A 13,540-nucleotide genomic window follows, 5' to 3' on the forward strand; every position below is an offset into this window, starting at 1 on the left:
GATTCTCTTGCCCACAATCAGCTCCCCCAGTACTCGCTCACCGGCAGCGCGGCGCCTGAACGAACGCCCGCCATGGCGTCGGACGTCCTTGCCCTCCTCGTACAACTCGACGGTTTCGTGCCGTCAGTGCACCGCCGGAGTCGTGGTGTCCGCTGCGGGTGGGTGACGCACCACCGCGACAGGGCACCGGGCGTGGTGCAGGACGCCGCGGCTCACGGAGCCGAGAACCGCCGAGCCGACCGCGCCGCGCCCACGGGAGCCGACCACGAGCAGGGCCGCATCCCTGGACGCCTCGACCAGCGCCGTGACGGGATGATCGTGGATCACCTTGACGTCTGCGGGTACGTCCGGGTACGTCGCCCGCCAGGTGGCGAGCGCGCCCATTACGAGCCGATCCCGCATCCGCTGCACGACTTCGGAATCGCGGACGAACCAGCCGCTGGAGATCTCCGAAGGCAGCTGCCATCCGTACACGGCACGTAGCGGGCAACCCAGCAGCCGCGCCTGCTCGAACGCGTAGCCGAGCGCGGGCTCGCACTCGGCCGATCCGTCGATGCCGACGACCACCTCAGCACGTATCGGCGTGTAGTCAGGGCGCACCACGACGACAGGCGCGGCCGCGTGGCCGGCGACGTACGCGCTCACCGAGCCGAGCAACATCCCGACGAAACCGCCTCGGCCGCGGCCGCCGACCACAAGCTCGGAGGCCTGAGCGGACTGAGCAGCCAGGACGCGCCCGGGGGGCCCGTCGAGCAGTGCGACAGATGTGTCCATATCGGGGTGCCGGGCCCACGCGAGCCGTTCGGCCTCCTCGAGGAACCGACGGCCCGCGCGCGTCAGGGCGTCCTCCAGCCCGGGAACCACGTGCGTCGCTCCGACGTACGGCAGGTGATAGACGGCGTGCACCACTTTCAGCGGCAGCTCCTTGCGCACCGCTTCGTCAGCCGCCCACTCCACAGCGGCTGCCGCAGACGGCGAGCCGTCAGCGCCGACAACGATCGGGTTGGCCATCAGCTATGCCCCAGTGCCTCGGAAACCAAGAGGGCATACGCCCCCGGCTGACGTCGTGAGTGCCTTCCAACCGTACGGTCCCCTCGACACGCGTCCAGAAGCAGCGGGAGCTCAATCACGTGATCGTTCACAGGTGGCCTTGGCTGGATCAGGTACGTAGAGGGCCGCCGCGACCGCGTCGGCAAGCGAGCGATTCGCCGTTCCGACCAGGCCAGGGAAGATGCAATGCCGGTCGCGAGACTCATACCGTGCCCCAGCGGCGTGCGGGCATGAGCACCTCGGCGCTGCCGCGGGCGTACCCGGATGAGCTGGAGGTGCTGGCGGATTCCGGCACGCGATGCGAGTCGCGAAGATCGTCGCAGCGCTGAGGTTGCCGATGGGTCGACCAATGTCGAGGACATGCTCGTTCGGCTGGACGCCGCCCACGCACAGACGAGGAAGCATAGGTGAGGAAAAGGAATAAATGGGCAGAGAACGCTGGGCTCGCAGGTCGGTGTCACGGCTTGCGCCTACCGCGAGCTCGTCGGCCCCTGGGCCAAGCGGGCGTGGTCGTCGCGGCACTCGGCCTGAGCGCCGGCAGCGGCACCTTTGTCGCCCTCTTCTCGGGGGCGAGCGGTAGCCGACAAGCCAGGTGAGAAGCCGCCGATCCGCGTAGGAGGGAAATGGGATGGGTCTGTCCCGCCGCATCGCGGCCCTGTTTCGTACCAAGGTGGACAAAGCGCTGGACAGCGCGGAAGATCCCCGGGAGATGCTCGACTACTCCTACTCGCAACAGCTGGAGCTGTTGAACAAGGTTCGCCGGGGCCTGGCCGACGTGGCCACAAGTCGCAAGCGCGTCGAGCTGCAGCTGACCGAGATGCAGGACTCCGCCACCAAGCTGGAAGCGCAGGCGCAACAGGCGCTGTCCGCGGGGAGGGAGGAGATCGCTCGCACGGCGTTGACCCGTCGCGCGGCTGCCTTGTCCCAGCTGAGCGACCTGCAGAACCAGCGCACCTCGCTCCAGGCCGAGGAGGAACGGCTCACGCTGGCGAGCCAGCGACTGCAGGCCAAGGTGGAGGCGTTCCGTACGCACAAAGAGATGGTCAAAGCGAGCTACACCGCGGCGGAGGCGCGGACCCGGATCAGCGAATCCGTCACCGGCATCTCCGAGGAGATGGGAGACATCGGACTGGCCATCCAGCGCGCCCAAGACAAAACCGCTCAGCTGGAGGCCCGCGCCGGAGCCTTGGACGAACTCCTCGCCTCCGGCGTCCTGGAGGACGCCACACAGCTCGCCGGACATGACGAACTGCAGACACAGTTGGCGGAGATCTCCACGCAAGGCGACATCGACGAGCAGCTCGCCCAGATGAAGCGGCAGCTGGAGGCGGCGCCCGCCCCGTCGGCCCCCTCCGACAAACCGGTCACAGATAAGCAGGCGGGCGGTAGGGACAGCCCCTGATCGGAGCTGAGGAGTAATGCGGAGACAGCACCTGGTCCTGTTCGCGATCGTGATTGCGGCGGCGGCCGTCCGGGCAGGGGCTCCTCCTGCCACCGCACTCGTCGTGGTGTTGGTGCCGGGCTACCCGATCTTGATGCTGTTCATGACGCGATCGATGACGGCGTCTACACCCACCGCGATCACTTGACGTCGACATGCCGCTCCCCTCCCGCGAGCTCCGAGAACGGCAACGGACAACACGGGCTGCCCGCGCACGCCGCCAGGTCATCGCACCCGGCATCCAGCGCCTGGATCAGCGTTTGACGGATCGCCTCAAGGTCGGCGATCTTCCGTTCCACCTCGGCGAGCTTGGCCGTGGCCCTCACCTGCAAACCCCTGTCGCGGCCGTGACGATGCGAAGCGGCCTCAACCAGGTCGGCGACCTCGTCCAGCGTGAAGCCCAGCCGTTGCGCCGCCTTGATCACCCGAAGAACGGTCACCGTCTCCCGCGGATACAGCCGGTGCCCCCCATTGCTTCGCTGCGGCTCCTCCAGCAGCCCGCGCCGGTGGTAATAGCGCAGGGTTTGAACGTTGACCCCGGCCGCCTCGGCGACCTCTCCGGTACGTAACCACCCAGCAGTCACGACGCCACCTGGGGAGCCGCCGCCATCGCCCGAGCCGCCAGCCCATCCAGCACCCGGGCATGCACGGCCGGCACCTCGATATCCAGGGCCAGTCCCTCAACCCCCGGCGTCAGGCCGAAGGAGAAGAACGAACAGCAGCTCGTCTCACGAGCCGTCAAGTCACGTACGGTCTCCTCCACCTGCGCCCCACCGTCCAGCATGAGTCGTAGATGAGTCGGCCCCACTCGCTCCAAGCCGTACAAAGCGAAGGCGAACAGCTCGTCGAACTCCGCCACCCGCAACGGCCGCTCCTCGGTCGGAAGAGTGCATTCCGCCGGCGCCCACTCCATGAGACCTCCAGGTGCCACGCCGCCCGTCTCTCGCCAGAGCGGCCTACAGCCCGACGGTAAGCCCGTACCGGGGTACAGGATGCAACCCCCAAAGCACGCCTCCTGCGGGAGCCTCGGCTCCGGGATGATTGCCCGCGCGCCAGCCGGGCCGTAGCCGTAGCCGCAGCCGCAGCCGCAGCCGCAGCGGAGAACGCTCGAGCCCTGCTACGCGTACGAAACCGAGCTCGTCACGTCCTCCTACGAACCTCTCCGGGAACCCGGCCGCCCGGTGTCCAACTGACTACCATCACGGACATGACCATGACGGACTGGGTGTTATCGGTGATATTCGCCATCCCGTTAGCGTTCATCTGCGGCTCGGTGGCGTGGGCGGCGAGCTCGGCCCCTCGCGACCGCCGGTCGCCGGTTTCCCGCCGCCACCTGGCTCGGGGAGCAGGGCTCTGCGTCGCCGGAACGGTGGTGATCGCGCTCACCGCGCTCGCTACCCGTGAAGACGTTCACTATGACGATTTCGGGTCGGTCATGACCACCCTGGCGGGCATGCTGGGCGGCCTGATCCTGCTACTCGGACTGGGCCCGTTCGTCCCATGGCTGTTGCGGGCGGCCGAGCGGCACACCGTGCGGCTGCCGGGACCGCTTCGCCTGACAACCCACCGCCTGAGCGATCGCCGTGGCCGCACCGCCGCCGGGGTCGCGATCACCATGACGGGCACCGCCGTCACCGTCGCCACGATGATCATCGCCTCCGGCGTCACGGCGACGGACAGAGCCGGATATGTGCCGCAGGCCAGGTCCGGCGCCCTCCGCGTGAAGATCTTCACCGCCGAGCGCGGCCCGGCCGCGCGTGCCGCTCTCCAGCGGGAGTTACCCGCCGTTCCGCTGATCGACCGCTATCGGGCGAACGGTCTCCTCTATGTCGACGTCCCCGGCCCGTACAGGGATTACAGGAGTCACATCGGTGACCAGGTTCTGCTCCGCTACCTCACGGCCGACCCCGCCACGCCGTACGACGAGGGCACGGCAGTGATGATCACTTCGGACGACATCGGCGCCACCTCGGTGGGGCTCCGGTACTCCCCCACCGTCACCGGCTCGTCGCTCACGGGGAAGGTCTTCCCGGCGATCACCGTCAAGGCACCCGGCCCCGGTGTGGAGGGGGTCTTCGTGCCCGCGAAGGCCATCCAGAACCTCGGCCTCCGGCCGGAGCCGGACGAGTTCATCGTGGACCCGTCCCTCCATCGAACGTCGCCCGCCGAGCAGGAGCGGATCTCCGACCGGCTCGGCGACGACGCGACCGTCTACGTTGAGCGGGGTTTCCAGGCTCCGACCGGATGGATCCCGTTCGCCGCGGCGACAGCCCTGCTCGCCCTCGGCGGCGCGCTGGTCGCCACCTGGCCGGCCCCGTCCGGTTCGCGGTCGCGACGCGTGCTGCTGAGGGTCGGCGCCCGCTCATGCTCGTCGGCCCGCCGGCTCATCGCGTCGCGTACGGCATTCCTCGCCGCCTGCGGAACGGTGCCGGGCGTGGCCGCCGGATGCCTGATCGGCCTGACGCTCGTGTGGCCTATGACCGCCCCGTTCGACTGGGATCCCGCCCCTCGTCCGGACTTCGTCGTTCCATGGCCGCCGATCGCCGTCCTCGCTGCCGGATTGCCCATGCTCACCGTGCTGATCACGGCATTCGCCTCGCCCGGACGTGGTTTCCCCGACATGCGGGCCGCCCCCCGTTTGCCCATCGGCGCGGAGCCGAAGCCCGGCGACCGAGATGCGACCACCTAGGCTCCGGTTCTGGCGACAACGGCATCAAGGTCTTCCGCCCAGACCGGCTCGGCGGCTGTGGGGATCCGCGCGGTAGAGCCCCACAGCCTCCGCTCATGCGGGTTCGAACATGCGGAAGTCATATCCGGGTGGGACGGGCTCGCCAGGACCCAGCTGGAGCACCTGCCGCTGCCCAGCGGCGCGACCTGGTCCTGGGCCGAGGCGTACGGCCGGCTCGATGTCGACGCGCCGGCCGTACACGGGAGCTGGCAGGAGGCCTGCTTGCGCGCAACGGCAACGGAGAGAACCCGCAGGGGGACACCGAGGCTGCTGCCACCTTGCTTCGTGGACCGCGACGACGACGTACGCCGCGGCAGCGGTAGCCCGCCGGGTCCTCGCCGCATCCGGCCCGAGGGCCACGTCCCCGCAGGGCGGGGGCCAAGCGTCGCTGGCGACGGACATGCACGGAGACCTCCGACGATCGTCGTTCCGGTCCCGTTCATACACCGGAACCATGGAGGCAACAACGCTCGCCATCCGATGTTTTCCACCGCACGACCGGAGGTCCGTGCGAGCAGTTATCGGATACACGGACCGCATTCCATGGCATCAACCGGACATTTCGCCATATATCTAGATCACAGATCGGGCTACCTGGTGCCTAAATATTGACACGAACCCGCGGCACACATGAGCATCTCGACCAAGACATCCGATGTATGGCTGTGTACATATCGAGGGATGCGGTGTGAAGCTGCTGCGAGTGGGACCTGCCGGGCAGGAGAGGCCGGTGGTGACGTCATGACGCTCAGGGCGCTCGTCACCGGAGGCGGCTCCGGCATCGGCCTGGCCACCGCCCACGCGTTCGCCGCGCGCGGGTGGCGGGTGGCCTGCCTCGACGTCGCGCCGCCCGGCGACCCGTTCATCGGCGTCACCGCCGACGTCACCGACGACGCGGCGGTCCGCACCGCCGTCGCCGAGGCGGCGGAACGGCTCGGCGGCCTGGACGTCCTGGTCAACAACGCCGGCATCGGCGCGCAGGGCACGGTCGAGGACAACCCGGACGGCGAATGGGCCCGTGTCCTCGACGTCAACGTGGTCGGGATGGTGCGGGTGACCCGGGCGGCGCTGCCGTACCTGCGCGCGTCGGGGCACGCGTCGATCGTCAACACCTGCTCGATCGCCGCGACCGCCGGCCTGCCGCAACGCGCCCTCTACAGCGCGAGCAAGGGAGCGGTGATGTCGCTCACGCTCGCCATGGCCGCCGACCACGTGCGCGAGGGCATCCGCGTCAACTGCGTCACCCCGGGCACCGCCGACACCCCGTGGATCGGCCGGCTGCTGTCGGCGGCGGCCGACCCCGAGGCCGAGCGCCGCGCGCTGGCCGCCCGCCAGCCGATGGGCCGCCTGGTCACCGCCGACGAGGTGGCCGCGGCGATCGCCTACCTGGCCGGTCCCGACGCCCGCTCCACCACCGGAACCGTCCTCGCCGTCGACGGCGGCATGCACGGCCTCCGGCTCCGGCCCGGAAACTGAAACACCCCCACCCCCTGAGGAAGCAGAGGCGAAACGATGAGGTTCGGCCCCGTGGTCGCAGGAGCGGCCCTCTTGACGATTATCACCGCGTGCGGCTCCGCCGGCGACGACGCCGCTACGGGCGGTGGCAGTGGCACGGCCTCGGGGGGGAAGGTCGGCATCGACTTCCCCCGGGCGGACTCCGACTTCTGGAACTCCTACAGCAAGTACGTGCCGCAGATGGCGGGCGAGCTCAAGGTCGAGCTGATGAACCCGACCAATTCGCAGAACGACGTGGCCAAGCTGGTCGCCAACACCCAGGCGCTGATCAGCCAGGGCGCCAAGGTGATCGTCATGGCCCCCCAGGACACCGGGGCCATCGCCTCCACCCTCCAGCAGCTCGAGAACAAGAAGATCCCGGTCGTCTCCGTCGACACCCGCCCCGACAAGGGCAAGGTTTACATGGTCGTACGCGCCGACAACAAGGCGTACGGCACCAAGGCGTGCGAGTTCCTCGGCGAGAAGCTCGGCGGCAAGGGCAAGGTCGTCCAGCTCATGGGCGCGCTCAGCTCGATCAACGGCCGCGACCGGGCCGAGGCGTTCCGCGAGTGCATGAAGACGAAGTTCCCCGGGATCACCGTCTTCGACGAGCCGACCGAGTGGGAGGGCAGCAAGGCCGCGTCCATGCTGCAGACCCGTCTGGAGCAGAATCCCGACATCAGGGGCGTGTACATGCACGCGGGCGGCGTCCACCTGGCCCCGACGCTGCAGGTGCTCAAGGCCAAGGGCCTGCTCGTCCAGCCGGACGACCCCAAGCACGTGTTCGTCGTGTCCAACGACGGCATCCCGCAGGAGTTCGACGCGATCCGCAAGGGCGAGATCGACGCGACTGTCTCCCAGCCCGCCGACCTGTACGCGAAGTACGCGCTCTTCTACGCCAAGGCCGCCGCCGAGGGCACGACGTTCCAGCCCGGCCCGACCGACCACGACAGCACGATCATCTCGCTGCCGAACGGCCTGGAGGACCAGCTCCCCGCTCCCCTGGTCACCAAGGACAACGTGGACGACCAGAACCTCTGGGGCAACCAGGTCAAATGAGCGTTCACGTCGAAGCCAGGAACGTCGTCAAGCGGTTCGGGCCCACCGTCGCGCTGAACGGCGCGGGCATCTCCATCGCCGAGGGCGAGACGCACGCACTCCTCGGCAGGAACGGCGCGGGCAAGTCCACCCTGGTGTCGATCCTGACCGGGCTGCAGGCTCCGGACGAGGGCGAGGTGCTGTTCTCGGGAGAGGCGGCGCCCGCCCTCGCCGACCGGGACGCGTGGCGGCGGCGGGTCGCCTGCGTCTACCAGAAGTCGACGATCATCCCCACGCTGACCGTCGCGGAGAACCTCTTCCTCAACCGGCAGCGGACGTCCGGCAGGCTCATCAGCTGGGGCGCCGTGCGCCGCGAGGCCCGCGAGGTCCTCGAACGGTACGGCGTGGACGTCGACGCGGGCGCGCTCGCCGGCGACCTCGGGGTCGAGCAGCGTCAGCTCGTCGAGATCGCCCGCGCGCTGTCGTTCGGCGCGCGGTTCATCATCCTCGACGAGCCGACCGCCCAGCTCGACGGCCCGGCCATCGAGCGGCTCTTCGAGCGCATGCGCGCGCTGCGCGAGCAGGGCGTCACGATGATGTACATCTCCCACCACCTGGACGAGGTGTACGAGATCTGCCAGAGCGTCACGGTCTTCCGCGACGCCCGGCACGTCCTGACCCGGCCGGTGGCCGAGCTGCCGCACGACGAACTGGTCGCCGCGATGACCGGCGAGGCCACCGCCGCCTACGAGCCCAGGTCCCGTACGGCGGGCGACTCGGTCGCGATCTCCGCGGCCGGGCTGTCCCTGCGGGACCGCTACCAGGACGTGGCGCTCGACGTGCGGGCGGGCGAACTGGTCGGCCTCGCCGGGTCGGGCAGCAGCGGCAAGGTCGGGCTGGCCGAGACGCTGGTCGGGCTCCGCCGGGCCGACAGCGGCACGATCAGGATCAACGGCGTCGCCGTCAGGCCGGGGGACGTGCCGTCCGCGCTGCGGGCGGGTCTCGGGTTCGTCCCCCAGGATCGGCACCGCGAGGGGTTCGTGCCGCTGTTGTCGATCGCCGAGAACGCCACCCTGCCGATCGCGCACAAGCTCGGCAGGTTCGGCACCGTGTTCCCGTCCCGGCGACGGGCCCGCGCCGTACGGATGATCGAGGATCTGGACATCAAGACCGAGGGGCCGGAGCAGCCCGTCGGCGACCTGTCCGGCGGCAACGCACAGAAGGTCGTGCTCGCCAGGGCGCTGTCCGACTCCCCCGCCGCGCTGGTGGTGATCAACCCGACCGCCGGGGTCGACGTGAAGGCGAAACAGTCCCTGCTCGGCGCGGTCGAGGACGCGGTCGGGCGGGGCGCCGGCGCACTGCTGGTCTCCGACGAGCTCGACGACCTGCGGATCTGCGACCGGGTGCTGGTGATGTTCCACGGCAGGGTGGTCAGGGACGTGCCGCGCGGCTGGTCCGACCAGCAGCTCGTGGCCGTGATGGAAGGCATGGAAGAGTGAGTACAGCGACCCCCTCGGCAACACCGTCCCCGCCGCCGCCGGCGGCCCCGGCGGGACGTCTCCGCGCGGGCGCGGGGCTGCGGCTCGGCCGCTTCCGCGACCTGACGCTGGTGCCGGTCATCGTCGTCCTTCTGGTGGTGGGCGCGTTCGTGGACCCGGTGTTCCTCACCGTGGGCAACCTCACGAACGTGCTCCAGCAGCAGTCCGCGCTGGCCCTGGTCGTGCTGGCCGAGGCGATGATCCTCATCGCGGGCAAGTTCGACCTGTCCCTCGAGTCGACCGTCGGCATGGCTCCCGCCATCACCGTGCTGGTGACCCCGGCGACGGCGGGCGGCTCGGGCCTGCTCGCGATCCCGCTGTGCCTGCTCATCGGGGCCGCGATCGGCGCGTTCAACGGCTTCCTGATCCTCAAGTTCCAGCTTTCGGCGTTCGTCGTCACGCTCGCCATGATGATCGTGGTCCACGGGCTGCACCTCGGCCTGACCGGCGGCAAGAGCCTGTTCGAGCTGCCAGAGTCGATCATGTATCTGGGCGGCGCCACCTGGCTCGGCGTGCCCGCGTCGATCTGGATCGCCGCCGTGCTGTTCGCCGCCGGGATCGTCGGGCTGCGCTACTTCAGGGCGGGGCGCGCGCTGTACGCGATCGGCGGGAACCCGGACGCGGCGCGGGCGGCGGGCATCCGCGTGGACCGGGTGTTGTGGACGGTGTTCGTCATCGGCGGCGCGCTCGCCGCGCTCGCGGGCGTCCTGGAGACCGGCCGTCTCGGCGGCATCAGCGCCAACCAGGGCGTCGGCTGGATCTTCATGGTGTTCGCAGCGTCCGTCATCGGCGGCGTCAGCATGGACGGCGGCAAGGGCACGGTCCTCGGGGCGCTCACCGGCGTCCTGGTCATCGGCCTGGTCGAGAACGTCCTCACGCTGAAGGGCGTGCCGGGCGAGTGGAAGCAGCTCGTCTACGGCGGCATCATCCTCGTCGCCCTCATGATCAGCCGGGTGGCCGGCGGGAAGGCGCAGGACTGATGACCGCCCCGCGGCCCGCCGCGGCCCGGGGCGCGGCGACCAAGATGCGACCACCTAGGCTCCGGTCCTCATTGCCCCGCGAGAGGACGACAGTGTGACTGCCGCACAACATCAGGGCCCTTGGTCGTTCACCTCGGAAACGGAGCACAGTCACCGATGATGATGCGGACGCCATCGTGGGCTCGTACAGCGGGCGATGACAGGGGCTGGATGGCGTCCAGGACCCGGACGGCGTAGGCCTCGGCGGCCAGGTCGCGTACCTCGTCGGCGGTGGCCCAGCGGAACGCGCAGGCCTCATCGTTCACGCTCAACTGTCCGCCGACGGCCTCGCAGCGGAAGACGAGGGCGATGATGCCGCGGGTCATGTTCTTGTACACGCCCGTCATCGCCTGAGGGGTCACGTCAAGGCCGGTCTCTTCGCGGACCTCGCGTAGCAGGCCGGAGATGATGTCCTCGTCGCGTTCCAGGACCCCACCGGGCGCCTCCCAGCGGCCGATGTCGCGGCGCTGGATCAGCAGAGCCCGGCCATGCCCGTCGAGGATCACGCCGGACACACTGACCGAGTGCATGTTCGGATGATCCATCCCAGACCTCCACAGCTGGCTATCCTCGGCCCTACACGTATCTACGAGTTGAGGAGTTGGCCCGTGGCGCAGGCGGGACCCGGTGGCCGGTCACGCACCTTCGCCGTTGTGCCGGAACTCGTGCACGACTTCGATCAGCCCGACGATATGGGCGTTGAACTCTGCCAACTCCTCGGCGGGGACCCACAGTTCGAGGATGTCCCTGCCGCCCACCTGCCGTACGGGAAAGCGGGCGAGGAAGGCGCTGTCGACCTGGAAACGCGTGACGTACCCGACACCGGAGTGCGGGACGTTCCAGTCGCGTGCGATCTTGATCGCATAGTCCTCGTTCAGCACCGGATAGAAGATCGGCTGCTCGGGCAAGCGAGGCGGCCACTCCCGCCAGCCCAACCGCTCGACCAGCTCAAGCTCCTCCGGCCCGGCCGGTCGCCACAACGTCGTCAGCTCGGCCGTCTCCATCGCCACTGCCTCCCTCTTCTCACTGGACGGTCATCCTCCATGAACGGGCAGGGCGCCCGCGAACGGTTTCTCTCGCACTGACGTGATCGCGATCCCGCTGAGCGATCATCTGGATGTGACGGGACTCGAAGCCGCCGCCGTGAAGCTGCAGATCGCCGCGGACCTGTGGAGCGCCCGGATGGCGCCCACCCCCGATGTCGTCCACGCCGCCTGCGACGCGTGGACGGCCACATGGCCGAAGAGTTCGGGCTCGGAGCGCAGCATCGCGATGTCAGCCAGACTGTCTCCGTCGAGGGCGAGGCTCATGGCCAGATCTGCGATGATCATTGCCCGGATCATGGATCGCCCCGGGGTGGCCGCCACCGTTCCAAGCTCTCACCTGACTAGCACAAAGCCGTCCCGACGACCAGGAAAGTACACATTGCGGGCCCGTGGAACCCCGCCCACCCGGCATGACAGCCGGGCTGCCAGGTTGACCACGGCCCCGATTTCAAACTCCAGCCGAACTGATCAGCCAGCCACCAGATAGGCACGAAAGATCGAGGTTAATTTCGGCGAGTTCGTCATTTTACCTCAGAACATTGACAATGTGCGCGTCCAAGGCGCGGGCGATTTCCAGAAAAGCTTCCCTTGGAGCGTTTAACCATTTTCCGTCATCGATAGCGTCCTTGAAGGTCAGCTCTACAATGAACTGCGCATAACGACCTCTGAACACCCAGCGCCTGCAGGTGTCGGCGGGGACACGCGAGGCGCCGATACACGAAACGGCGGCCGCCGGCGCTCTCAGGCGTAGATCCGATATGTCCTCGCGCCCTATCGGCCCCAGGTCAGAGTCGTTGAACTGCCTGCCCTGAGGTGCGGCGTCGAACTCCGCCTGAGCCTCCTCCGGGGTCTCGTAGGTCAGGATTCTCTCGATCAGCGCGGAGTCGCCCTTACGCGTTCTCCCCCAGGAGCGTATGACCTCGTCGCGGGCGCCGAAATGGGAAAGCCGGTGATCCCCAGTCACGTCTTCCTGTAGGGCAGCGACCGAATCAGATATCGAAGAGGGCCGGGGAAGGTCACGATCGCCGATGAGCAGCCTTTCCGCTGGCACGGACACGGCCACGAAGGACGCCTCCACTGCCGATGGCTCCCGTGTGAATGCCAGCACGGACACCAGGACCACCGCGGCGGTCGCGCCGAAGGCCAGGAACGACTTCCAAACTCTCACACTATCTCCCACAGCCCCTGACTTGTTCGGCCATTTCATGACAGTAAATGGGCATATATTCGTTTATCTTGCTCACGACATCCCCCACAGTCAGAGCCCTCGGATCTCTCCCACCTGAACCAAGGTTTGATAGAGGCCAACTCCCAAGGCTTGGGAGATGTTGTCTCCTATGTCCTGTCGCCCATTTAACCGTGGAGCCCTCTGAATCAGATCCAAAGGCCAGTTGAGGGCAGTCATGATAAACCCGTAGTGAATGTTGGAAAAGATGTCATTCTGATCACCTGTCCGTCGTCACCCCCACTCGTCACCCAGCGCAACAAGCCATTACCGGCAATGGCTCAGTGACCAACGGCCCTTCGAGCGGATCAGATACATCCGTCCAAGGTGGAGTTGCGGCCGTACTCCAGTTCACGCCCGTCGAGGATCACCCTAACTCCCGGCGGAAGCGTTGGAGAGGCCAGTTCCGGCAGAGCGAGGCCGTCCCAGGCGATGCTTACCTGGATGTCCTCGGGAGATTCCAATGCAAGCTCATACATATCTTGAGGTAGGACTTCCCAGATGCCGCCTTCGTTCATGCCGTCGTATCGCCCGCCAGGCTCTGGTACACCACCACTGGCCCGCAGATCCTCGCTGAACTGCATCGCCGTAAGCCCGGGGACCTTCACCGTCAGGAACGGATCCAAACCCCTTTCAGCGAGCAGTTTCCCATGACGGTAAACCCTGATCACGAACGCACCACCAGCCGCCCACGATCCCGTACGCACGTAGTAGGCGACCGAGGCGTCAAGCTCCTGGAAACTGCTGCACACCTCAAGATGTTCCCAACCACCGCCGCCTTGCGAGAACGAGCCCTCGAACGCGTAGAAGCTGTACACATCAACCCTCGAATTCCTGTGCGGATGCACGACCATACCGCTGCCGGCCGGCCCAAGGATGTTCTTTCGTGCCTGATGGACCGGTGATCAAGGGTAACGGCGGTGAGTCACGGAGAATGAATCCGCCGCGTTTTGCAGGCAGG

General features: G+C 68.0%; 14 protein-coding genes. 6 read left to right on the forward strand and 8 right to left on the reverse strand.

Features of this window, described 5'->3' with window-relative positions:
* Window positions 1-123: 123 nt before the first annotated feature.
* Window positions 124-1,011, reverse strand: coding sequence for a universal stress protein (locus tag ACQP1V_RS27005; protein ID WP_433412872.1), 888 nt, complete (start codon window positions 1,009-1,011; stop codon window positions 124-126).
* 667 nt (window positions 1,012-1,678) lie between these two features.
* On the opposite strand from ACQP1V_RS27005, the gene ACQP1V_RS27010 reads away from it, so the two are divergent.
* Complete coding sequence (locus ACQP1V_RS27010) at window positions 1,679-2,452, forward strand: PspA/IM30 family protein (protein ID WP_433412874.1); 774 nt, start codon at window positions 1,679-1,681, stop codon at window positions 2,450-2,452.
* 179 nt (window positions 2,453-2,631) lie between these two features.
* On the opposite strand, the gene ACQP1V_RS27015 is transcribed toward ACQP1V_RS27010, so the two are convergent.
* Window positions 2,632-3,075, reverse strand: coding sequence for a MerR family transcriptional regulator (locus ACQP1V_RS27015; RefSeq protein ID WP_433412876.1), 444 nt, complete (start codon window positions 3,073-3,075; stop codon window positions 2,632-2,634).
* Window positions 3,072-3,404 (reverse strand): hypothetical protein, encoded by a 333-nt coding sequence (locus ACQP1V_RS27020; protein WP_433412878.1) that lies wholly within the window; start codon window positions 3,402-3,404, stop codon window positions 3,072-3,074. The genes ACQP1V_RS27015 and ACQP1V_RS27020 overlap by 4 nt, the downstream gene beginning before the upstream one ends.
* A gap of 294 nt (window positions 3,405-3,698) precedes the next feature.
* On the opposite strand from ACQP1V_RS27020, the gene ACQP1V_RS27025 reads away from it, so the two are divergent.
* The 5 genes from ACQP1V_RS27025 to ACQP1V_RS27045 all read left to right on the forward strand — a co-directional run bounded on the left by ACQP1V_RS27025 (window position 3,699) and on the right by ACQP1V_RS27045 (window position 10,269).
* Window positions 3,699-5,180 carry a hypothetical protein gene (locus ACQP1V_RS27025; RefSeq protein ID WP_433412880.1) on the forward strand — a complete coding sequence of 494 codons (1,482 nt, stop codon included), beginning with the start codon at window positions 3,699-3,701 and terminating at the stop codon, window positions 5,178-5,180.
* A 780-nt stretch (window positions 5,181-5,960) separates the two neighbouring features.
* Window positions 5,961-6,695 (forward strand): SDR family NAD(P)-dependent oxidoreductase, encoded by a 735-nt coding sequence (locus ACQP1V_RS27030; RefSeq protein ID WP_433412882.1) that lies wholly within the window; start codon window positions 5,961-5,963, stop codon window positions 6,693-6,695.
* Window positions 6,696-6,767: 72 nt separating this feature from the next.
* Entirely contained in the window at window positions 6,768-7,772 is a 1,005-nt protein-coding gene (locus tag ACQP1V_RS27035; RefSeq protein ID WP_433412884.1) for a sugar ABC transporter substrate-binding protein, read from the forward strand.
* Window positions 7,769-9,250 carry a sugar ABC transporter ATP-binding protein gene (locus tag ACQP1V_RS27040; RefSeq protein WP_433412886.1) on the forward strand — a complete coding sequence of 494 codons (1,482 nt, stop codon included), beginning with the start codon at window positions 7,769-7,771 and terminating at the stop codon, window positions 9,248-9,250. Before ACQP1V_RS27035 ends, ACQP1V_RS27040 begins: the two co-directional genes overlap by 4 nt.
* Window positions 9,247-10,269 carry an ABC transporter permease gene (locus ACQP1V_RS27045; RefSeq protein WP_433412888.1) on the forward strand — a complete coding sequence of 341 codons (1,023 nt, stop codon included), beginning with the start codon at window positions 9,247-9,249 and terminating at the stop codon, window positions 10,267-10,269. Before ACQP1V_RS27040 ends, ACQP1V_RS27045 begins: the two co-directional genes overlap by 4 nt.
* Before the next feature lie 128 nt (window positions 10,270-10,397).
* Here ACQP1V_RS27045 and ACQP1V_RS27050 read toward each other — a convergent pair whose 3' ends face one another.
* The 5 genes from ACQP1V_RS27050 to ACQP1V_RS27070 all read right to left on the reverse strand — a co-directional run bounded on the left by ACQP1V_RS27050 (window position 10,398) and on the right by ACQP1V_RS27070 (window position 13,397).
* Complete coding sequence (locus ACQP1V_RS27050; protein WP_433412890.1) at window positions 10,398-10,838, reverse strand: NUDIX hydrolase; 441 nt, start codon at window positions 10,836-10,838, stop codon at window positions 10,398-10,400.
* A 105-nt stretch (window positions 10,839-10,943) separates the two neighbouring features.
* A complete protein-coding gene (locus ACQP1V_RS27055; RefSeq protein ID WP_433425951.1) occupies window positions 10,944-11,312 on the reverse strand; it encodes an ADP-ribosylation/crystallin J1 in 369 nt (122 codons plus the stop codon).
* A gap of 105 nt (window positions 11,313-11,417) precedes the next feature.
* Window positions 11,418-11,639 carry a hypothetical protein gene (locus ACQP1V_RS27060; protein ID WP_433412892.1) on the reverse strand — a complete coding sequence of 74 codons (222 nt, stop codon included), beginning with the start codon at window positions 11,637-11,639 and terminating at the stop codon, window positions 11,418-11,420.
* 241 nt (window positions 11,640-11,880) lie between these two features.
* On the reverse strand, window positions 11,881-12,522 hold the full coding sequence (locus ACQP1V_RS27065; protein ID WP_433412894.1) for a hypothetical protein: 642 nt from the start codon (window positions 12,520-12,522) through the stop codon (window positions 11,881-11,883).
* A gap of 365 nt (window positions 12,523-12,887) precedes the next feature.
* The gene (locus tag ACQP1V_RS27070; RefSeq protein ID WP_433412895.1) at window positions 12,888-13,397 is read right to left on the reverse strand and encodes a hypothetical protein; all 510 of its coding nucleotides are present in this window, start codon (window positions 13,395-13,397) and stop codon (window positions 12,888-12,890) included.
* Window positions 13,398-13,540 lie beyond the last annotated feature (143 nt).

Source organism: Microtetraspora malaysiensis, from assembly GCF_050947145.1.
Lineage (GTDB): Bacteria > Actinomycetota > Actinomycetes > Streptosporangiales > Streptosporangiaceae > Microtetraspora_A > Microtetraspora_A malaysiensis.